This window comes from Chryseobacterium aahli, from assembly GCF_022699665.1.
GTDB classification, from domain to species: Bacteria; Bacteroidota; Bacteroidia; order Flavobacteriales; family Weeksellaceae; genus Chryseobacterium; species Chryseobacterium aahli.
This window is the reverse complement of the sequence record NZ_JALDNB010000001.1, coordinates 193,819-216,306: the sequence shown is the minus strand read 5'-3', so window position 1 is coordinate 216,306 and position 22,488 is coordinate 193,819. Positions and strand designations below refer to the sequence as shown.

The following is a 22,488-nucleotide window of genomic DNA, read 5'->3' as shown; positions in this document are numbered from 1 at the left end:
GAAGCAGTTTTTTAAACACGAAGAACACAAATTCTTTTCACAAATTTCACGAAAAGAGTACTATAAATTTTGGCTAAAGCCATTATGATTTTTCACTTATTAAACGGGCTAAAGCCCGTTCCTATTGATGAAATAGCCTGTGTTTATTTGAATTATAATGCTTTAAATAAAATCAATGAATAAAATTTAATTTTGAAATAAAAAGCCTTGCGAAAACAATTTCCACTAGGCAATATTCAATATTAATTTAAACTTTAATGCTTTATAATTTCCTTTACAATTCCGCCTTGAGGTTCTCTGACGGTTTGGGTGAAAATAAATGCTTTCGGATCGATTGCACGAACGATATTCTGTAATTTTCTTACTTCTAGTCTTGTAACGATGGTGAAAATAATATCTGCTTCAGCACTTTGTTCAAAAGATTCTTTCATAAAACCTCTTTCGCCCTTGTAAACCGTAATACCTCTGTTCATCGTTAAAACCAAAGCTTTTTTGATCTCTTCACTGTTTCCTGAAACGATGGTTACACCGGTATAAGCTTCGATCCCTTCGATTACGTATTTAGTAATCTGACTTGCAACTAGATAGGTCATAATCGCATACAAAGCGATTTCTACTTTTAAAAATTTTGCGGCGATGATGAAGATAATGACATTCATTCCCAAAATAATTTCAGTAATGCTAAAACTGCTTTTTTTGAATGTTAATAATGCCAAAACTTCCATTCCGTCGAAAGTTCCGCCACCTCTCATTGACAATCCGATTCCGATTCCCATGAAAAATCCGCCAAACATGGCGACCAATAATTTGTCATGTGTCATTTCCGGAAAAGGAACGAAATAGATGGTTATGATGATTAATAAAATTGTCAAAAAACTTCGAATAGCAAAATGTTTCCCAATCTGGAAATATGCCAAAACAATGAAAGGAATATTTAAAACCAGTAAAATTATGCCAAGATTCCAATGATAAACTTCGTGTAATAAAAGTGAAATTCCGGTAACGCCACCATCTAAAAAGTGGTTGGGAACGAGAAAAGATTTTAAAGCAAAACTTGCAAAAATTACACCTAAAACCAGATAAATAATATCTGATAGGGTAAATAGCGGGCCATGTTTGGTTGCTGAGCTCATAAGATGATCAGTAGTTTTTTAGTTTTGTTTTGATGATATCAAGATTTTCCTGTTTCTTCTGTTTTCTGTTGTTGATTGTTGTCTGGGTAAAATAATGATGGCTTTCCAGAAATTTTTCCTGCAATAGATTCCAATCACGTTCAGAATTTACGATTCCAAACATCGAAAGTTCTTCAAATAATTTATCTCCGATGACAAAGAAATCGTCTCTTCCAAGATAATCCAGATCAGCATCGGCTAAAATTTGTTCTAAATGATTGTGCGGAGTCTGCGGAATTTTTGTCGCCATGATCATTCCTTTGATTTTCTCAGTCTGCGGTTCAGAAAATCCGTACTCTGAAAGATATTCTTCGGCAATTTCACATGATTTTTCTTCATGATTTTTTGAGCCGTATAAAAATCCGGTATCGTGGAATAATGCTGCCGTTTTCAGCAGAACTAAATCTTCATCATTCACTTTTTCTGACCTAGCAATTTTTTCGACAGAATCAATAACGTCTTTCACATGCATTACGCTGTGGTATGAAAGGTGCTCAGGAAGGTTTTCCTTGAGTCTTTTTAATATTATTTTATTTAATTTTTCGTATTCCATATTTAAAATAGAAAATGTGTTTCTTGTTTATTTAAACGCAAATGTTATTCTGCATATTTTTCGTTCGCAAAGGCGTTTAACTCAGCAAAGGCAACAAAACTTTTGTGGTTAATCTTTTTTTGTTTCAATAGCAAAATACATATCCATTTCGCCTTTTCCTTTGGTATGAATTTTTCCTCTGTATTCGCAATTTATTTTATCTTTTACGAGCTGATAGGTAGATTCAGATATATTTATTTTTCCTTTTTCGCTGTTCTGCTCCATTCTTGCAGCTGTATTTACGGTGTCGCCCCAAATGTCGTAAGCGAATTTTTTCACCCCAACAATTCCGGCAATCAAAGAACCTGAATTAATTCCGATTCTGATATCCAAAGTATTAGGATTTGTCTTTTTTCTTTCTTCAATAAAATCAATGATATCCAAAGCTACCAAAACTGTTTGATATGCATGGCATTCATTTTTAAGCGGTAAACCGCAGACTGCCAAATAGGCATCACCGATTGTTTTTATCTTTTCTAAACCATGTTTTTCCATGATCATATCGAAAGCGGTGAAACATTCATTCAATTCTACCAGCATTTTCTCAGCCCCCATCTTATCAGAACTTTGGGTAAAATTAACAAAATCTGTAAATAAAACGGTGACCTCATCGTAATATTTGGCTTCAGAACTTCCGTTTTCCTTTAATTCTTCTGCAACTTCGTGTGGAAGAATATTAAGGAGTAAGTTTTCTGTTTTCTGTTTTTCTTTCTGCAATTCGAAGGTTCTTTCGTCAACTTGTTTTTCAAGTAAATCATTTTGATCCTGAAGAATTTGTTGTTTTTCCTGTTCTTGTTTTAAATTGACATCAGAAAGTCGGTTGACTTCATCAAGTTGTTTTACAAGACTTAAATTGGTTGATGCAAATTGCCAGCCCAGATAAGCAGAGATTGAAATAGGGAAACTTACGAGAATGAGAACTAAGACAAATATGCCAAATTCATCTCCCGAAAATATTGTGGGCATTGCAATATTTAAAGAATCTAAAATATTAGCAATGATGGTAAGAATGATAATTAAACAGAAAGTAAGAATTCCTCCACCAACAATAAATGCTGACTTTTCTCTTCTTATCATCGCTCGAATGATGAGATATAGTGACTCAAACCAAACGAAAAATATATAAAAAGTAAGAAACCCAAAAGCCGCTTTTGTAGAAAAATAATAGAGAATCAGTAACAATGCAGCAAGTATCAGCATAATTTTTAACCTGATTTTACTCCGTCCAAATAACGTGTTGACAAAACCTGTAAGCGATGCACCAAAAACAAGTATCGCAAGGAACGAAAAGAAGCCATAGCACTCTACACTTTCCGGATCTGTCATCTCGTAAAATGATAGAACCATATAACTGAGTAAGCCGATGGATAGATTGTACGTGGAGAAATAAAGATTGTAGATTGCCTTTCTGTAAAATAAAAATAACAGTAAATGGATGAATCCCAAAGCTGAAAACACACCACAGATGAGCATAGCCACAAAATTGAACCCCTTCAGCATTTTAATATTTTCTTCCAAAAACTCCTTGGCAGAAACCAGCTCTACATCCAGCGTTACAGGACTATATTTGATGCTTATTTTTTTACCACCAACGATGGGCAAAAAGCGAATGGCCAAAACGTTGACTTCTGTATTATGTAAAGAAAATAATTGAGGTACTTCGTTTTTTACTTTAAATACTCTTGTTTTGCTATCTCCTATTTTGCCAATAGTTTCGATTTTTTTACCATTAAGATAAATTTCAGAAGCACCAACCTGTTTCACATCAAAACACAGTGATTCATTAACCATTGTAGAATCGATTTTAAAATAATATCTAATCCAATAAGGTTGATCTTTAGTGTAGCTTTTTTTGGATGAAAACTTAAGATTTTCCCAATTAGAATCATCAAATTCAACAGAAGCAAATGCCGGATTATCACCTGCAAAAAATTTACTTGCTTCATCGATTTCTGCTCCGTATTTTATTTCTTTTTCGGTAAAAATTTTAGGTCTCTCACGAGAATTTTGAGCAAAAGAAAAATTTTGCAGAGCAAAAAAAGTAAATATTAAAAATGTAAAGAGTATATTTTTTTTCAAAATTTTATCAGATTAAATTTAAGATTTAGTTACAAAATACATTTCCATTGCGCCTTTACCTTTGGTTTCGATTTTCCCTCGAAATTCAAAAGTAAAATCATCTTTCACCAATTGATAGGTAGATTCAGAAATATTTATTTTTCCTTTATCACTGTTCTGCTCCATTCTTGCAGCTGTATTTACGGTGTCGCCCCAAATGTCGTAAGCGAATTTTTTCACCCCAACAATTCCGGCAATCAAAGAACCTGAATTAATTCCGATTCTGATATCCAAAGTATTAGGATTTGTCTTTTTTCTCTGTTCGATAAAATCAATAATATCCAAAGCTACCAAAATCGTTTGATACGCATGACTTTTATTTTTAAGTGGTAATCCACAAACTGCTAAATAAGCGTCTCCAATCGTTTTTATTTTTTCTAAACCATGTTTTTCCATGATCATATCGAAAGCGGTAAAACATTCGTTGAGCTCAACCAACATTTTCTCCGCGCCCATTTTCTCTGAACTCTGGGTAAAATTAACAAAATCAGTAAATAAAACAGTGACTTCATCATAATATTTCGCTTCTGAACTTCCATTTTCTTTCAATTCTTCTGCAACTTCATGAGGAAGAATATTCAGTAGTAGATTCTCGGTTTTCTGCTTTTCTTTCTGTAGTTCAAAAGTTCGTTCATCAACCTGTTTTTCAAGTAAATCATTTTGATTTTGAAGAATCTGTTGCTTTTCATAAGACAGGTTTTTCACCTGCTCAATCTGTAAATTAAGGTTTTTATTATCATTGGCAGAACGCCATGCAAGAAAAGCCGAAAGTGTAAATGGAAGACTGAAAATAAAAATGATGAAAATGATGAAAATAGACATTTCGCTAAAACTATTTCCCGGATTAACCTCTAAGTTACCACCTGAATAAATTAAATATAATATTGTACCAATGAGAATGATAAAGAAAAAAAGCAAGCCAACACCAATTATTATTGACCCTGGTATTTTTTTAATAATTGCCCGAATAACAAGATATAAAGCCTCTAAACAGACAGATGTTATAACGAAAACATATAACGGTTTTGCAAAATCCTGCCCGATACTAGGAAATGTGATTAAAAAACACAAAATTACAGATAAAGCAACTAGAATTTTAAATCTTAATCCTATTTTACCAAAAAGGCTATTAAGCATTACACTTAAAAAAACTACTGCAAACAAACCGGCAAATGAACTGATGTAACCAAGTTGCACGTTCGTTTTAATATCTTCTGTTTCATAAGAGAAAAACCATGCTAGCAAAAACACAGACATCCCAAGATTAAATAAGGAAAATAGCAGATTTGAACGATCTTTCCTATAAAATAAAAAAGAGAGAAAATGAATCAAAAACAAAGTTAAAAAGATAAAAGCAATACCTTCAATAAGTACTCCTCTCATAAGAATTTGCCTCATCATTATTGCTACAGTCGAATTGGGATTTGAAATCGAAATTTGAAATCCTTGTATTACCTGGTCAGCAAAAGGCTCAGTATTTTCGTATCTAACTGCGAGTAAATGAGCACCTGCAGCACCGCCATTCAAGATAAGAGGAAGAGTAGGATTTACGTATTGGGGTTCTTCTCCTTCTTTTGCAAATTTCCCGTATCGTTTGATAAATTTTCCATCCCAATAAATATCCATCGCAGCACCACTTCTAAATTCCAAAGCTAGAGGTTGATGCTCTGCAGTAGAATCTATGCAGATTACTGTTCTTAGCCAAACAATATCCTGCGGATTTTTCTTTTTTAATTTTGAGTTTTCAAATTTTTTGGTGATAGAGTTTTCCCATTTTGAATCATCAAAGTCATTTTTCGCCCATTCCTTATTATCTCCTATGCTAAATTTCCATGGTTTATCTAAATCAACATTCTGGTTTTCTTTGAAGAAATTATCTTTTACTACAATATTGCAGAAATCTTTCGTCGTTTTTTGTGCCTGGAAATATCCCGAAAGCAGAATGAAAAAGGATAAATAAATGTTTTTTTTGTATTTCATGGAAATGATAGCATCAAATGAGAATATTTATTGCAAGATATTAAAAAAGCACATCATTTTTATGGGTTTTCAAAGAATCCTCTGCAAAAGAAAAGTTATGGAATACCATGAAAGCAAAAAGTATATTTTTCCTCAAAATCTTAGGTTTTAAGAATTTACAAAATACATTTCCAATGCACCTTTACCTTTGGTTTCGATTTTACCTCGATATTCAAAAGTAAAATCATCCTTTATTAATTGATAGGTCGCTTCAGAAACATTTAATTTCCCCAAGGTACTGTTCTGCTCCATTCTAGCAGCCGTGTTCACCGTATCTCCCCAAATATCGTAAGCGAATTTTTTCACACCCACAATTCCAGCAATGATAGGTCCGGAGTGAATTCCGATTCTGATGTCCAAAGCATTGGGGTTATCTTTTTTTCTTTGTTGGATATAAGAAAGAATTTCTAAACTTGCATTGACTGCATTTTTTGCGTGTTGATCATTGGAAACAGGTAATCCGCTTACAGCCAAATACGCATCACCGATAGTTTTTATCTTCTCTAAATTGTATTTTTCCATGATATTGTCAAACTCTGTGAAACAGATATTCAGCTCATTAAGAACTTCCTGCACTCCGATTCTTTCGGAATTTGCCGTAAAGTTGACAAAATCTGTGAACAGAACTGAAACTTCATCGAAATGTTTTGCGTTGGTTTTTCCTTTTTCTTTTAATTCTTCGGCCACTTCAAAAGGAAGAATATTGAGCAATAAATCGTCTGATTTTTGTTTTTCTTCAGCAATCTTTTTGTTGTCTTTTCGCTTTTGATTGTATGAAAACCCAGCAAAACCTAATAGTAAAAGCGAAAGTCCGGCTCCTATTGCCCACATATTTTTCTGGGTTTTAGAACTTTCTAAATCTGCTTTGGCAATGGCATCTTTTTTTTCCTGATTGATTTTGGCAATATTTTTTTCCTGATTGTATTTTAAGAGAACCGCCTGCTGTTCCTGATCAAATTTAAATTGAATTTCTTTTCTTCTTAAATCTTCCTCCAGCAATAGCCTTTTACGTTCTTCGTTAGTTTTTGCAGCAGCCTGTTTCTTTTCAAACTCAAAACGGAGTGCTTTTAATTCCATTTCTTTCTGCAGCTGAATTCTTTTGGTTTCTTCTTCTAATTTTATTCGGGTTCTTTCGCTGTTGAGCTCGGTTTCGGATTGAAGATTTGAGAGCTGTTTCATTTTCTCTAAACCATATATTTTCTCATTTTCTTCAATATACTTTTTATGATAAAATAGGGCTTGTTCATAGTTGCCCAACTTTTCATGTACTTTAGATAAATTTTGGTTGTTTTGAATGATAAGTTGAGGAACAATCAAAGTGTTCGTATTTTTTATAAAATCAGATTCGGAATTTAAATCTTTTAACAAAGTTTCAAGCTCCTCCTTATTTAAAGATTTATTATTTTCTGAGAGCAATTTTGTAACCTGAATATCGTGCAAAACCGACTGATAAGTAAATTTAGTAGACGCAATATCTTGCATTGGTATCAGCTTTAGTGCTTTATGTATATAATTTTCTGCAAGCGTATAATTTTTGTCATGTTTATTTAACAATGCATAACCATAATATATGGTTGCTAAACTAGGTGAATTGCTGTCTTTGAAATAATCATAAGACTTATCTAAATAATATTTAGCAGAATCTAATTCTTTTTTATCTTCATAACATAATGCTAATAAGCTGTAAGTACCATTAATCTGCTCCTTGTCTTTTTTGTCGGTAAATTCTATACTTTTTTTAAAAGAATCAATGGCCTTATCATGATTTTTGGTGCCTATATAAAAGCTTCCTAAGACTAAATATGCTTGATTAAGTTTATCTGGGTAATTCTTTTTTACAAAATTAACGTATGTATTTGCTGCTTCATAAGTGTCACTAAATTTACTTTGTGTGTAACTATTAGAAAACAAACCCTGATAAGCAAACATCACAAAATGCTTACTTATATCTTTTCCCTCTCTATAATATTTTATGTTTTTTTGAAAATATTTCGAAGCTTCATCATTATTCTTTTTATAAACATTTGAAAGCGCAAACATATGATTCAGCATTGCTTTGCTGTTGTAATCGGTGGAGTTTTCTAAGAACTGTTCGCCTTTTTTCAGATGAAAATCTAATAAATTAAAATCAGCTTTTACTAAATACAATTCTGCAAGAACCAAATGCATTTCGCCCTGTTTATTAACATCTTTCTTTTTTTCAAAAAGCGACATCATATTTTTCACATAAACAATAGAGCTATCTACATTTTTAGGATAATAGGTACTGAAAAGTTTTTTGTTACCTTCAATTTTTTCGTCGTCAGTTTTAGCTAAAGATAATTTCTTTTTCAATTCTAGAATCTCGACAGATTCCTGCGCTCTAAAAACTGTATTCCCATAAAAAAGAAAACAGATTATAATAAAAGATGTAGTTTTATTTTTCAATAGGATGGTTAAATCGTTTATCCACAAAAATAAAAAAATCATTCTATTAAACTAATAGAATGATTCAAATTGATGAGAAATAATTTTTCTTATTTTAAAGCTGCTAAAGCTGCTTCATAATTTGGTTCGTTGGCAATCTCAGAAACCTGCTCTGTGTAAACTACTTTATTGTTTTCGTCAGTCACGATTACCGCACGGCTCAAAAGACCTTTCATAGGAGAATCTGTGATCGTTACTTCATAATCGTCACCGAAAGTTCCTCTGAAATCTGAAAGCGTTTCTACATTATTCAGACCTTCCGCAGCACAAAATCTGTTTAAAGCAAAAGGTAAATCTTTAGAAACATTGATAACAACTGTATTTTCTAATTGATTAGCTTCTTCGTTGAATTTTCTTGCGGAAGATGCACATGTTGGCGTATCGATACTCGGGAAAATATTAAATACTTTTTTCTTTCCTTCATAGCTATCTAAAGTTTTTACATTTAAGCCTGAATCTACCAATGCAAATTCTTTAATGGTAAAACCTACTTCAGGAAGTTTTCCTAATGTATGTACTGCGTTTCCTTTTAAAGTAATATTAGACATAATTTAATTTTTTAAAGTTTCTCAAATTTATTCAATTTTCAGCCGATTTCATTTGAAATAAAGGTTAAATAATTCTTAAAGTGAACATAAAAATACTTATAATTAAAATCATGTTTTCAATATCAAAATTTAATTAGATTTACGCACCTAAAAAAAATTAATAGCCATGCGAGGAAAAATTACTCTGTTGTTATTTGCATTACCATGCTTCGGATTTGCCCAGTCAGTGATTGGCAACATCAATTCCGGAGCTGTATCTGCAGATAATTTCACGCATTCTGTAGGAGAAATCTATGTGATTCCTACTGATCCTGACCAAAACAATTCGGGAACAATGGGAATGCTTTATCAAACTGTATTACAGGTTTTAGGCGTAAGTGAATTGGAAAAAGAGACTGTAAAAATCTATCCGAATCCTACTGCTGATTTCGTTTATGTAAAATTAAATTCAAAATCAAAAATCGACGAAGTTGAAATTTACGACTTTGCAGGAAGACTTGTCTTAAAAACAAAATTACAGTCAGACAAATTAGATTTGAGAACATTGAGTCAAGGCACTTACATGATGACGTTCAAAAATCCTGACATCAAACCAATTAAAATTATTAAAAAACCTTAAAAACTAATTATACATGAAAAAATTATACGCTACTTTAGGATTATTTATCGTTTCTTTCTTAAGCGCACAAGTTCCGCAAGCTTTTAGTTATCAAACAATTGCTTTCAACGCTACAGGTGCTCCAATTGCCAACGGAAACGTTGCTTTAAGAATAAGCATTTTAGATAATTCTGCGACCGGTACTGTTTTATATACTGAAACTCAAAATAAAACAACAAACTCAAAAGGTTTGGTTAACTTAAATATCGGACAAGGAACTCCTACAACAGGAAATTTTGGAGCGATTAATTGGGGAACTAATACAAAATTTGTAAAAGTAGAAATGGATCCTGCAGGTGGAAGTAATTATACGAATGTTGGGGTAAATCAATTGATGAGTGTACCTTACGCTTTGGTTGCAGGAAGTGTCCTGTCTACCACATCTTCAAATAGCAGTGGAAATATTGTTTCGCTTAAAAACAATACAGGAAATGGATGTATTATTGTATATTCTGATAATGAAGCAAAAGCATATTATTTAAACGCTAATGGAACAAATTCTGGAAGTTGGAACGGAAGTAATGTAACTTTTTCTTCACCAGTTAAAGGTGCTATTGCATCAAATAATACCATTGTTGTGTATTCTGACAATGAAGCAAAAGGTTACTATCTTAATCCCAATGGAACAAATTCTGGAAGTTGGAACGGAAGTAATGTAACTTTTTCTTCACCAGTTAAAGGTGCTATTGCATCAAATAATGCAATTGTTGTGTATTCTGACAATGAAGCAAAATCCTTTTATTTAAATCCAAACGGAACAAACTCAGCATCTTGGAATGGTAGTTCCGCAACTTTCACATCTCCCATTAAAGGTGCAGTTTCATCAAACAATACAATTGTAGTTTATTCTGATAATGAGGCAAAAGGTTATTATTTAAATCCTAACGGAACGAATTCCGGAAGTTGGACTAGCAGTTCAGTAACTTTTTCTTCGCCTGTTAAGGGAGGATTAGCTTCTGGTGGAAGTATAGTTGTATATTCTGAAACTGAAGCATATGGATATTATTTAAATCCAAACACTACCAATTCAGGAAGCTGGACAAGTAGCGGTGTTACATTCTCATCTCCAGCAAAAGGGATTATTTCAACTGCAAAATAATATCAAAATAAATATTTTTTTTTAAAGAGGCAAAAGCCTCTTTTTTTATGCAAAGACTCCTGATAAAACAATGATATTTACTAAATTTGTGAAACTAAAACTTTAAATAATAAATAACAGTATAATGTCAGAAAAATCAAAAATCTATTACACACTTACAGATGAGGCTCCGATGTTGGCAACACACTCGTTTTTACCGATTGTAAAAGCATTTACAAAACCAGCAAACATTGAAATCGCCGTTCCGGATATTTCTTTGGCAGGAAGAATTTTAGCAAACTTCCCTGAGTTTTTGAAAGATGATCAAAAAATTAATGACGCTTTAGCTCAATTGGGTGAATTAGCGACTCAGCCTGACGCAAACATTATCAAATTACCAAATATTTCTGCTTCTGCACCACAGCTAGATGCTGCAATAGCTGAATTACAATCTAAAGGTTTCGCAGTTCCCAATTATCCTGCTGAACCGAAAAATGATGAGGAAAAAGCCATCAAAGCTAAATATGCCAAAGTATTAGGAAGTGCTGTAAACCCTGTGTTAAGAGAAGGAAACTCTGACAGACGTGCTCCAAAAGCCGTTAAAAATTACGCAAAAACAAACCCACACAGAATGGGCGACTGGGCATCTGACAGCAAAACTGACGTTGCTCACATGAACAGCGGAGATTTCTACGGAACTGAAACTTCGACGACTCTTGAGAACGCTACAAAATATAAAATCGTTTTTAAAGGTAATGACGGTGCAGAAACTTTATTAAAAGATTTCGCAGATCTAAAGGCCGGAGAAGTAATCGATTCCTCTGTAATGAATTTAAATTCTTTGAAATCTTTCGTTAAGGAAGCGATCCAAGAAGCTAAAGATAAAAATGTATTACTTTCGGCTCACCTGAAAGCGACAATGATGAAAATCTCTGATCCAATCGTATTCGGAGCGATCGTTGAGACTTTCTTCAAAGATGTTTTCACTAAATATGCTGAGACTTTCGATTCTTTAGATGTAAATCCAAACAACGGTCTAGCTGATCTTTTCGATAAAATTAAAGGAAATGCTCAGGAAGCTGAAATCAAAGCTGATATTGAAGCGGCTTTGGCAAACGGACCAAGAGTGGCAATGGTAAATTCTGACAAAGGAATTACGAATTTCCACGTTCCTTCAGACATTATTGTTGATGCTTCTATGGCTGCTTTGGTAAGAGGCGGTGGTAAAATGTGGAATAAGGAAGGTAAGGAAGAAGATACTGTTTGTATCATTCCGGATCGTGCTTATGCAGGTTTCTATCAATCTGTAATTGATGATATGAAAGCGCATGGAAAATTAGATCCTACAACAATGGGTTCTGTTCCTAACGTTGGATTAATGGCTCAAAAAGCTGAAGAATATGGTTCTCACGACAAGACTTTCCAAGCTACGGCTGAAGGAACAATTGAAGTTCAGGATGAAGCTGGAACTGCTCTTCTTTCTCAAAAAGTTGAAGCTGGAGATATTTTCAGAATGTGTCAGACGAAAGATGCTCCGATTCAGGATTGGGTAAAATTGGCTGTAAACAGAGCAAGACTTTCTGATACACCAGCTATTTTCTGGTTAGATAAAGGAAGAGCTCACGACAGAGAAATGATCAAAAAAGTTGAAAAATACTTAGCTGATCACGATACCAACGGATTGGATATCAAAATTCTTGATGTAAAAGATGCAATGACGGAAACGTTGAAAAGAGCAAGAGAAGGAAAAGATACTATTTCTGTTTCAGGAAACGTATTGAGAGATTATCTTACAGATCTTTTCCCAATTCTTGAGCTTGGAACTTCTGCTAAAATGCTTTCTATCGTTCCATTGATGAACGGTGGAGGTTTATTCGAAACTGGAGCTGGAGGTTCTGCTCCAAAACATGTTGAGCAATTCTTGGAAGAAGGATATTTAAGATGGGATTCTCTAGGTGAATTCTTAGCGTTACAAGCATCTTTAGAGCATTTAGCACAAACTCAAGGAAATACTAAAGCTCAGGTTTTAGCGGATGCATTAGATGAAGCAAATGCTAAATTCTTAGCTACTGATAAATCTCCTGCCAGAAAGGTTGGACAAATCGATAACCGAGGTTCTCACTTCTATCTGGCAATGTATTGGGCAGAAGCTTTAGCAAAACAAACTGCAGATGCTGAATTGGCTCAACAATTTGCTCCGGTAGCAGAAGCATTGCAGGAAAGCGAGGAAGTGATCAATTCTGAATTAATTGGCGCTCAAGGTAAGCCTCAAAATATTGATGGTTATTTCAAAACTGATACTTTCAAAACGTACGAGGCAATGAGACCAAGTACTGTTTTAAATGAAATTATTGACGGAATTTAATTTTCTGATTTAATATAAATTTGAAAGCTCCTTTTTAAAGGAGCTTTTTTGTTTTAAACACAAATTATCACGAATATTTTTCACAAATGACACAATTCATAAAGTATTATCCCAGTTAGCATTACGAAAGGATTTAACAAAGTAATTACTTTAAGATTCTTAATAATATAGATTTACATTTAGATATGTGCTTTTCTTATTTTAATTAAACTTAAAACAAACAATCCTAATACTCCCAACACGAAATAACCTTCTGCAACCTGTAATTGAACTTCAGGCTTGATCAAAGCTACAATTCCGTAACTTAATGCAGAGGTGATGATGAAGGCTACTCCACCCGTCAAACCACCTGCGATTCCTGCAGAATTTGGAAATCTGCCGATACAGTACGAGAAATAATTATTAAAGATAAATCCTGCTGTCACATGAACGGCAAAGGCAAAAGCCACCAGACTGTAGATATTACTTGTAAAATAAGAAGCCACAAACATCAGAATGATTAAAATAATCTGAATGAAATTAGCGAATCTAATTTTGGGTAAAAATGCTTTTTTAATTAATGCTTTTCCTAAAAAACCTCCCGTCATCCAAGCAAAACCGAGAATTAAAGAAACATAACCTGCAACTACTTCAGAATAACCCATTTTATGCTCAATAATAAATGAGCCGCAGAGATTAAAGAACATAATCATTGAATAACTCAATCCACACATCAGCATTCCGTAGAAGAAATCTTTGGCTTTGAACATTGAATTGTATTCTTTAATGAGAAAATCGATATTGAAAGGATTTTTCACTTTCAATGTTTCTCCGGAAAAAATAAATTCGAGAATTAATAAAAGTAAACTATACCCTGCCAGCACATAAAAATTAGATTGCCATCCGAAATTATGCTGTAAATAACCACCAATAAAAGGCGCAATAATAGGACCTACAGACCAGACGATCGTCATGATGCTTAGATAATGTTTTCGCTGCTCGCCTTCATAAACATCTACAAAAAATGCTCGCTTGGAAACTACTGCAAATCCTGATAAAATTCCCTGTAAAACTCGCATTGTGTAGATGATAAAAATATTCTGCGTCGTTGCTGTAATTAAAAAAGAAACGACAAACAAAGCCAGCGAAACCATAGAAACCTTGTATCTTCCAAACGAGTCGACAACACTTCCGGCAAAAAACTGAGTAAGACCATAACTGATTAAAAATATTGATAAAGTAAGCTGGATATTACTTTCTGGTTGATGTAGTTCCGTTGCCATACTCGGCATTGATGGTAAATAAATATCTGTCGCCAGACCCGACATCGGAATGACCGCAAAAGCCAATACCGTCGCAATGAGTTTATTTCTCTCTTTTAACATCCGCATGAAATTTTCAATCAACAAAAGTCCAACTTTTTATTTGTTAAAGCTTGTTTGTTTAGATGAATAATTGTGAAATAGGATATTATTAAATTCAATCAAGAAAGAGCCTTTATTTTATTTTAATTTTTCTTACTTTTATAATCACCACCAAAATATACTATGGAAATCTTCATTATTATTATATTAATACTTCTCAACGGAGTGTTTTCAATGTCAGAAATGGCATTGGTCTCTTCCCGGAAATTCAAGCTAAAAAGCATCGAAAAGAAAGGAAATTCCAACGTAAAGACAGCCATTAAACTTTCTGAAAATCCCAACAAATTTCTTTCCACTGTTCAAATAGGCATTACCTTAATCGGAATTCTGCTTGGAATTTATTCCGGAGACAAACTCACCGCAAATTTCGCAAAATACATTTCTCAGTTTGAAACTTTCTCAGAGTATTCAAAAGGAATTGCCTCTGTTTTAATTGTTGCGTTAATTACCGTTTTATCGATTGTTTTTGGCGAATTGATTCCTAAAAGATTAGGTATGAAATTTCCTGAGAGAATCTCCATTTTCATTGCAAAGCCTATGTATTGGGTTTCAGCACTCGCCTCGCCTTTTGTATGGCTTCTTACCGTTACCAATGTGGGAATTTTAAAACTTTTCGGAATTAAAAACGACAAAAAAGAAAGCGTCACCGAGGAAGAAATAAAATCAATCATCAAAGAAGGAAGTGAAGGCGGAATTATTGAAGAAAAAGAACATGACATTCTGAAAAATGCTTTTGCTTTAGGTGACAGAAAAGTAAATTCTTTGGCAACTCACCGTTCTAAGATTATTTCGTTGAATATTGATGACGATTATGAAATCATTAAAACTAAGATTAAAAATTGCTCATATTCAACCTATCCTGTTACCGACAGAAACAATCTAGACAATATCATCGGAATTGTAAAAATGAAAGATCTTTTTGATTTTTCGCATCAGAATTTTTTATTAAAAGACCATCTTAAAAAAGCAGTTTTTGTGAGTGAAAATTCATTTATTTATCCGCTTTTAGAAAGTTTCCAGAACAACAGATCGCATATTGCGGTTGTTATTGATGAATACGGAACGACGAAAGGAATCATTACTTTGAATGATATTCTGGATGATTTGATTGGAAATATTCCTGACGGAACTGACGTGGAACCGGAAATTATTAAACGAAATGAAACCTCATGGTTGATTGACGGAAAATGCTCGATTTATGATTTTAAAAAATATTTTGATATTGAAATCGATCAGGAAGCTGAAAAGAAATTTGTGAGCGTTTCAGGGCTGTTTTTTCATGATTATGATGAAATGCCAAAAACCGGCGACACTGTAAAAATCGGAAACCTGCTTTTAGAAATCGTTGACAAAGACGGAAACCGAGTTGATAAAATTTTAGCCAGCAAAATTCTGAATGTAGATAAGACGATGTTGAATGAATAATTTAATTTAAATGATTATAAATTACTTTAAATTCTTAAAAATCTCTACGTTGTAAAATTTTAATTTGTAATTTTAAGGAAGAGTTTCACCAATAAACATCAGAAATTATGGAAAATATAAAGTTTGAAATAACGCCTTACCAGGATGAATTGCAGTTATTAATTGACGACAAAAAGGTTGGTTATATGTCGATTTCTGTTGACGGAAGATTGATGAATGTTTACTATACCAAAATTGATGAAGATTTGGAAGGACGTGGTTACGCCAAACTTCTTTTAGATAAATTGGTAAGCTATGCCGAAGAAAAAGACCTGATGATCGATCCGGAATGCGATTTTGTGAGACAACAACTTGAAAATCATCCGAAAAGATACAAAGGAATCTGGCATGACTAAATTATTCCCACCAATTCTGAAAATGTTGGTCTGTTTTATTTAAATCTAATTTTTCACCGATTTTCGGAGTGAGAATCTGTAAATTTTTCTCTTTTCCAAGCGTTGTTACTTTCTGTAATGGCTCATTCCAAGGATGCAAAGCCAAAGCAAATTTACCGGAATGCACCGGAATAATATTTTTCGCCTGAATATCGATACTTGCCTGAATAACATCTTCCGGCAAAGCATGAATGTACTTCCAGGCTGGGTTATACTGTCCGTTTTCCAGAATTGCATAATCAAACGGGCCGTATTTTTCGCCAATTGTTTTAAAGTGAGTATCATATCCGCTGTCACCGCCTAAAAACAGTTTTTTTGTCGGCGTCTCAAGAACGTAAGAAGTCCACAACGTATTATTTCTGTGGAGTTTTCTTCCTGAAAAATGTCTTGCCGGAGTGAAGGTAATTTTAAAATTATTTTTTAATTCTATAGTTGTTTCCCAATCTTCTTCAATCAATTGATCCTGAGAATAGCTCCATCTTTCAAAATGAGCACCCACGCCTAAAGGCATAATCACTTTTCCTACTTTCTCCCTGATTTCTTTTACCGTCGGAAAATCTAAATGGTCGTAATGATCGTGTGTAATCACCAGATAATCAATATTTGGAATATCTTGAGGTTTAAACAAATCTGCACCTTCGAAAGCTTTATTGAAAAATTTAAAGGGCGAACCATAAGTACTTAAAACAGGATCAATTAAAAAAGAAACGCCATCAATTTTTATGAAATAAGAAGAATGCCCCATCCATATAAAAACATCTTCATTTTTCGGAAGATTTTTTAAATCGGTATGAACTGCAGGTATCTTCTGCAGAGGTTTCAACAACGGATCTTTTTTAGAAAAGAAAAAATTGTACATCACTTTCGGCATGCTATACCCTTCAGCAAATGAAGGTGTAAAGCTTTGGTTCTGGAACTGCTTGTTTCTATAATTCTTAGATCTCAGCATTCTTTCAAGGCGTTCTCCTTTCGGTTCTGCACCGAAAACTTCCTGAGACATTACTAAATACGTTACAATTGCGGTAATCGTAGCCAATATGATGAAATAAATCATTGTGAAAATTTGAAATTCAAATGTAAAAAACTTTCTCTAAGTTTACTACTCTTTCACCAATGACGCACGATAATGAATTTTACTTTTTTTTAATCAAATTATATTTAAAAGTTTTTAAATTCGTCTATCAAAAAAATCTATGCCTTGAAATATTTTTTAACAATCTCATTTGTTTTCTTTCTTTTTTCATGTACTCCCGTGAAAAAGTATAACGAACAAAGATTAAGCATGATCTCACCAGAAAAACTTCGTGAAGATGTAGATTTTGCTTACCGAAAACTTCAGGAAATGCACCCAAATCTGAATTGGTATATTTCAAAACAAGAACTTGATTTTAAATTTGACAGTTTAAAAGCCACTATCAATAAACCTCTCACTACCACTCGGTTTTATTTTAAATTACAGCCTGTCATTGAAAAAATCCGTGAGGGACATTTATCATTGAAAATTCCTGCAAAAAGGTTTTCAAAAAAGGAAATTAAAGCTTTAAAAAACAAAAAAGGACTTTTCGGAAGATTTGAATATCACGTAGAAGACGATCATTTATATTTTATTGAAAACAAGGATTCCATTCAAAATATTAAACCCGGAACTGAACTTTTAAGCATTAATGATGTTCCTGTTTCCGATTATCTTAAAAAATACCGTCAATTAATAAGCAGTGACGGTTACAACACCACTTTCTATCCGTACTACCTGAAAGATGTTTTCTTCAATTTTTTTGTTGCCGAAAAAGGAATTATGGACAGCGCTAAAATCGAAACACTTTACAATGACGAAAGACAAATTTTAACATTAAAAAGAGAGTCAAAAAATAAAACAGAAATTGAAAAAGACAAAGCCGAGAAAAAACGAACTCCTGAGAAAAAGCTGAATGATTATGTAGCTGCAACGAGTTCTTATAATAGAAATTTTAAATTTTTAGATAAAGACAGCACGATTGCGTACATGAAAATAAAAAGTTTCTCAAGAACTTTTTCAAATAAGTTTTATAAAGAATCTTTTGAGAAAATCAAAAATGCAGAATCTTCTTACCTCATCATCGACATTCGTGAAAATTACGGTGGTTCGCTTTACGAGATTAATCAATTATATTCTTACCTCGCTCCTGAACCTTTTGTTTTGATAAAACCTTCCCAGCTTGTTTCGAGAGTGACTCCTTTGAAAACCAATTATTTCAGAAAATCAAATCCATTGGAATACACTTATAAAAGTTTGGCTTATCCCGGATATTTCTTGTATCAGGCTTTGAATGTTTACAAAGGAAAAGATGGAATTGCGTACTATAAAATGAAAGAAAACAAAGCCACAAAGCCAAAAGAAAACGCTTTCAAAGGGAAAGTGTATGTTTTGATTAATGGCGGAAGTTTTTCGGCATCGTCTATTATTTCATCTAAATTAAAATTTGACAAACGTGTAACTTTAGTCGGCGAAGAAACCGGTGGTACAAATGATGGAACCGTTGCAGGATTTTATTCTTACCAAAAGCTTCCCAACTCCCAAATAGATTTACCGATCGGAGTGCTTTTAGTTCAACCAAACATTACATTTGGAAATACTCAAAAAGGGGTTGTTCCTGATGTTGCAATTGATGAAAGTATGCAGGATATTATTGATAAAAAAGATGTGCAGCTAGATTGGGTAAAGAATGATATTCAGAAATTAAAAGACAATAAAACTCAGGATTAAAGCGAATGAAGCTGATTATTAAAGTTTTAAAAACCATTTGCATTGTCATTTTCACATGGTTCATCATTCACTCTGTGTACATTATTTATGATGGTTTATCTGATAACGGAGCTCAGGCAGATGTTGCAGTAATTCTTGGAAATAAAGTTAATGAAGACGGAACATTATCTGAAAGACTTCAAAAACGTCTCGAAACCGGAGTTGAATTGTATCAAAATCATCGTATTAAAAGAATAATTGTAAGTGGCGGTTTGGGGAAAGAAGGATTTTATGAAGGTTCAAAAATGAAAGAATATCTCATTGGTAAAAACATTCCCGATTCTGTCATTATCGTTGATAACAAAGGAGATAATACAAGATTAACCGTTGAAAATACTTTAAAAATTCAAAAGAAATATCATTTTAAAAGTCTTATTGTTGTTTCGCAATACTTTCATGTGACACGAACGAAAAAATTATTCAGCAATAAAGGATTTGAGAATGTAAGCAGTGTAAGTCCGAGATATTTTGAATGGCGGGATTTTTATTCTATTATGAGAGAATTTCCAGCTTTTTATACACAGTAAATCTAATTAGTGAAGCATCTATTTTAAGAAAAGCATAAAAAAATTATGTAGCTTTAGCATATGAAAAGTACATTTTTTTCTGTCCAGAAAGAGAGTTCAGAGTATTTCAGAAATATATTTGCCGATTCAATGTATCATATTTTTCTGTTTGCCGGAAACGGAAAAATCGTCGTTGATTTTGTAGAATATGATTTTACCGGAAAAACTGTATTTTTTTCTTCCCCTTTTCAGAATATTCAGATTGTAAGTGAAGCTCAAATCGAGGTTGAAGTTTTAAATTTTCACAGTGACTTTTATTGTATAGAATTTCATAAAAAAGAAGTTGCCTGTAATGGTTTACTTTTCAACAACATCTATCTTTTTCCACATTTTTCGTTGACTGAACAAGTTTATTTGGAAATTTCAGAATACTTTTCAAAAATTCAGGAAGTAAATCACAATGAAGATTTTTCAGGTTCTGTTTTACAGTCATATCTTCAGCTGATTTTGGCAATTTCAAGTCGCGAAAAGAATAAATTACTTCCTGATAAAGAATTAATTAAAGATGATTTTAACGAACTCAAATCGTTTCAAAATTTTGTGGAAGAACATTTTCTTTCGGAAAAGAATCTGTCTTTTTATGCAGATTTACTTCACGTAACTTCCAACACATTAAGCAAAAAAATTAAATCTAAATTTAATAAAACACCCTCTCAGATTATTCAGGAAAGGGTAATTCTGGAAGCGAAAAAACAGATTCACCTCACGAGAAAATCAATTAAAGAAATAGCTGTAGAACTCAATTTTAATGATGAATTTCATTTCAGCAAATATTTCAAAAAATACGTTGGGATTTCGCCTACACAATTCAGAAAAGAAACAGGAATTTCCATTGTGGCAGATTTGTACAAATAACTTCCACAATCATCCATTTCATAGGCTTTAGGTTCAGCATAACTTTGTCAAAAAATAAATTATGTTAGAACTCTTAGCAAACTCACAGAAAAATTTTATTCATTTTTTAAGAATAAGTATTTTTATCGTAATGGCTTGGATTGGCGGCTTGAAAGCCTTTCATTACGAAGCAGAAGGAATTATTCCTTTTGTAGCAAACTCACCCTTTATGAATTTTATGCTGAATAAAAATATTTCGGATGAAGATAATTACAAGCTTCACAAAAATAAAGAAGGTGAAGTCGTTCCTGAAAATGTAAAATGGCATGAAGCGAACGGAACATATACTTTTTCTCACGGATTAGGAACGGCAATTGTTCTGATCGGAATTTCAGTTTTATTGGGAATTTTTTATCCGAAAATTGGTTTAATAAGTGGAATTTTAACGGCAGGAATGTCTTTTGTAACTCTTTCATTTCTCATTACAACACCCGAAGTCTGGGTTCCTGATTTAGGAGGTTCCGAACACGGATTTCCGCTGCTTTCGGGAGCAGGAAGATTGGTTATAAAAGATGTCATTATGATGGGAGCAGGATTGGTGATCGCATCAGATTCCGCAAAAAGCATTTTTGAATTTGAGAAAGGTGTAAATCTTTATAAAACTCTACTCAAAAATCTAAACGTTATTTTTTAAGCTCAGTCAAAAGACTTTCAATCTGACCTACATATTTTCCGTAAAAAATTTTATACCAATACTTTCCAAGTAAGAAAAGTCCAAAAAGCCCAACTGCAAGCATTGAAAGAATGGTGGTGGCAATCTGAACATTACTCAACGGTGTGGGATGAGGAATAAATTCAATTACAATAATCAGTTCACACACCAAAAACGGCACAAACGAAAGCATAAATGAAAGGTAATACTGTTTATTCAGATCAAACTGATACTTTAAATCCTTCAGACTCTCATAAGTTTTCATCATCGGGCTACTGATATCTTTATACAATTTGAAAAATTTACTGAAGAAAAACGACACCACGATTACCATTGAAAACAGCAATACCGTTAGATAAAATTTAAACTTGAATGGAGCTTCCGGAACAGGAATCCAGACTATGAGAAATCCAAAGATTAAAATTCCGACCGTTGACCAAAACTCCATTCGCATGTTTTTTCTGATCTTTTCTAACGGAAGATTTATTTTATTGCTATGCTCAATACTGATTTCGGGTGTTTCCTCAGACACATCGTCATTCCACGTATTTTTAAGGTCATCTATATTCATTGTAATTGATTTAAAAAGTTGATAATTATTTTGAGTTTAAGATATCTTTCAGTTTGTTTTTTGCTCGGTTCATTTTCACACGTACATTTCCCTCGGAGATTCCCATTTGGTCGGCAATTTCTTTCCCTGAGAAATCTTCCAGATAATAAAAGATAAATGCTTTATCGATGGGATTTAATTGATTAATTGCTTTATACATTGCAGAAAGTTTCTCTTCCTTTTCGAGGTCATATTCATCCTGCACAATTTTATAATCAGTAAAATCTTCGTTATTGATAAAGCTTCTTTTCTTTTCTGATTTCAAGAAGACAATCGCCGTATTCAAAGCGATTCTGTACAGCCACGTTGAAAATTCACTTTCACCTCTGAAACCTGCATACGCTTTCCAGACCTGATAGGTAATTTCCTGAAAAAGATCGTCTCGGTCATCTTTATCATCCATGTACATTTTAGAAATCTTAAAAATGATTCCTTTATGCTTTTCTATTTTATGCAAAAATTCCTGTTCTAATGAGGTCATGGCTTTCAACTCTATGGAGTTAGTAGTTGTTTGAAATAAATGTTACACATTTTTTATTTTTTCTTTAATAAGTTTTCAATCATCTTTCATTTGGCAACCTTGTCAAGGTTAAATCACCTTAATAATAACTTGTGTTTCTTTCCGAAGTTTACGACTTTGTTTACCTTAAAAACAGCAAGAACATAAAAAAACTTTGTCTCACTTTGCGATTAAAGCTTCCAAAAT

General features: G+C 33.1%; 19 protein-coding genes. 9 read left to right on the top strand and 10 right to left on the bottom strand.

Going from position 1 to position 22,488, the window contains the following annotated elements:
* Positions 1 to 254: 254 nt before the first annotated feature.
* The 6 genes from MQX03_RS00885 to tpx form a co-directional block, all read right to left on the bottom strand.
* Positions 255 to 1,133 carry a YitT family protein gene (locus tag MQX03_RS00885; protein WP_242800660.1) on the bottom strand — a complete coding sequence of 293 codons (879 nt, stop codon included), beginning with the start codon at positions 1,131 to 1,133 and terminating at the stop codon, positions 255 to 257.
* Between the two features lie 7 nt (positions 1,134 to 1,140).
* Positions 1,141 to 1,725, bottom strand: coding sequence for an HD domain-containing protein (locus tag MQX03_RS00880; protein ID WP_242800658.1), 585 nt, complete (start codon positions 1,723 to 1,725; stop codon positions 1,141 to 1,143).
* Positions 1,726 to 1,833: 108 nt separating this feature from the next.
* Entirely contained in the window at positions 1,834 to 3,843 is a 2,010-nt protein-coding gene (locus MQX03_RS00875; RefSeq protein WP_242800656.1) for an adenylate/guanylate cyclase domain-containing protein, read from the bottom strand.
* A gap of 18 nt (positions 3,844 to 3,861) precedes the next feature.
* Positions 3,862 to 5,862 (bottom strand): adenylate/guanylate cyclase domain-containing protein, encoded by a 2,001-nt coding sequence (locus MQX03_RS00870; protein WP_242800654.1) that lies wholly within the window; start codon positions 5,860 to 5,862, stop codon positions 3,862 to 3,864.
* Positions 5,863 to 6,009: 147 nt separating this feature from the next.
* Complete coding sequence (locus tag MQX03_RS00865) at positions 6,010 to 8,235, bottom strand: adenylate/guanylate cyclase domain-containing protein (protein WP_242800652.1); 2,226 nt, start codon at positions 8,233 to 8,235, stop codon at positions 6,010 to 6,012.
* 182 nt (positions 8,236 to 8,417) lie between these two features.
* Positions 8,418 to 8,915, bottom strand: a complete 498-nt coding sequence (gene tpx / locus MQX03_RS00860) for a thiol peroxidase (protein WP_242800650.1) — start codon at positions 8,913 to 8,915, stop codon at positions 8,418 to 8,420.
* A 166-nt stretch (positions 8,916 to 9,081) separates the two neighbouring features.
* On the opposite strand from tpx, the gene MQX03_RS00855 reads away from it, so the two are divergent.
* From MQX03_RS00855 to MQX03_RS00845, 3 genes are all read left to right on the top strand, one after another.
* Positions 9,082 to 9,534: a T9SS type A sorting domain-containing protein gene (locus tag MQX03_RS00855; protein ID WP_242800648.1), complete on the top strand. Its 453-nt coding sequence runs from the start codon at positions 9,082 to 9,084 to the stop codon at positions 9,532 to 9,534.
* A 13-nt stretch (positions 9,535 to 9,547) separates the two neighbouring features.
* Positions 9,548 to 10,672 carry a hypothetical protein gene (locus MQX03_RS00850; protein WP_242800646.1) on the top strand — a complete coding sequence of 375 codons (1,125 nt, stop codon included), beginning with the start codon at positions 9,548 to 9,550 and terminating at the stop codon, positions 10,670 to 10,672.
* A gap of 124 nt (positions 10,673 to 10,796) precedes the next feature.
* Positions 10,797 to 13,016: an NADP-dependent isocitrate dehydrogenase gene (locus tag MQX03_RS00845; protein WP_242800644.1), complete on the top strand. Its 2,220-nt coding sequence runs from the start codon at positions 10,797 to 10,799 to the stop codon at positions 13,014 to 13,016.
* A 179-nt stretch (positions 13,017 to 13,195) separates the two neighbouring features.
* On the opposite strand, the gene MQX03_RS00840 is transcribed toward MQX03_RS00845, so the two are convergent.
* Positions 13,196 to 14,380 carry an MFS transporter gene (locus tag MQX03_RS00840; protein ID WP_242800642.1) on the bottom strand — a complete coding sequence of 395 codons (1,185 nt, stop codon included), beginning with the start codon at positions 14,378 to 14,380 and terminating at the stop codon, positions 13,196 to 13,198.
* 162 nt (positions 14,381 to 14,542) lie between these two features.
* On the opposite strand from MQX03_RS00840, the gene MQX03_RS00835 reads away from it, so the two are divergent.
* Together MQX03_RS00835 and MQX03_RS00830 are read left to right on the top strand one after the other, a co-directional pair.
* On the top strand, positions 14,543 to 15,844 hold the full coding sequence (locus tag MQX03_RS00835; RefSeq protein WP_242800640.1) for a hemolysin family protein: 1,302 nt from the start codon (positions 14,543 to 14,545) through the stop codon (positions 15,842 to 15,844).
* Positions 15,845 to 15,951: 107 nt separating this feature from the next.
* Complete coding sequence (locus MQX03_RS00830; RefSeq protein WP_129536665.1) at positions 15,952 to 16,239, top strand: GNAT family N-acetyltransferase; 288 nt, start codon at positions 15,952 to 15,954, stop codon at positions 16,237 to 16,239.
* Between the two features lies 1 nt (position 16,240).
* Here MQX03_RS00830 and MQX03_RS00825 read toward each other — a convergent pair whose 3' ends face one another.
* Positions 16,241 to 17,332, bottom strand: a complete 1,092-nt coding sequence (locus MQX03_RS00825) for an MBL fold metallo-hydrolase (RefSeq protein ID WP_242800638.1) — start codon at positions 17,330 to 17,332, stop codon at positions 16,241 to 16,243.
* A gap of 228 nt (positions 17,333 to 17,560) precedes the next feature.
* Between MQX03_RS00825 and MQX03_RS00820 the strand changes: the two genes are divergently transcribed.
* The 4 genes from MQX03_RS00820 (at position 17,561) to MQX03_RS00805 (ending at position 21,154) form a co-directional block, all read left to right on the top strand.
* Positions 17,561 to 19,021 carry a S41 family peptidase gene (locus tag MQX03_RS00820; RefSeq protein ID WP_242800637.1) on the top strand — a complete coding sequence of 487 codons (1,461 nt, stop codon included), beginning with the start codon at positions 17,561 to 17,563 and terminating at the stop codon, positions 19,019 to 19,021.
* Between the two features lie 5 nt (positions 19,022 to 19,026).
* A complete protein-coding gene (locus MQX03_RS00815) occupies positions 19,027 to 19,587 on the top strand; it encodes a YdcF family protein (protein WP_242800635.1) in 561 nt (186 codons plus the stop codon).
* Positions 19,588 to 19,647: 60 nt separating this feature from the next.
* Positions 19,648 to 20,481, top strand: coding sequence for a helix-turn-helix domain-containing protein (locus MQX03_RS00810; protein ID WP_242800633.1), 834 nt, complete (start codon positions 19,648 to 19,650; stop codon positions 20,479 to 20,481).
* A 61-nt stretch (positions 20,482 to 20,542) separates the two neighbouring features.
* The gene (locus tag MQX03_RS00805; RefSeq protein ID WP_242800631.1) at positions 20,543 to 21,154 is read left to right on the top strand and encodes a DUF417 family protein; all 612 of its coding nucleotides are present in this window, start codon (positions 20,543 to 20,545) and stop codon (positions 21,152 to 21,154) included.
* Here MQX03_RS00805 and MQX03_RS00800 read toward each other — a convergent pair.
* Complete coding sequence (locus tag MQX03_RS00800) at positions 21,144 to 21,743, bottom strand: hypothetical protein (protein WP_242800629.1); 600 nt, start codon at positions 21,741 to 21,743, stop codon at positions 21,144 to 21,146. The genes MQX03_RS00805 and MQX03_RS00800 overlap by 11 nt on opposite strands.
* Before the next feature lie 25 nt (positions 21,744 to 21,768).
* Positions 21,769 to 22,263 (bottom strand): RNA polymerase sigma factor, encoded by a 495-nt coding sequence (locus MQX03_RS00795; RefSeq protein ID WP_242800627.1) that lies wholly within the window; start codon positions 22,261 to 22,263, stop codon positions 21,769 to 21,771.
* Between the last annotated feature and the right edge of the window lie 225 nt (positions 22,264 to 22,488).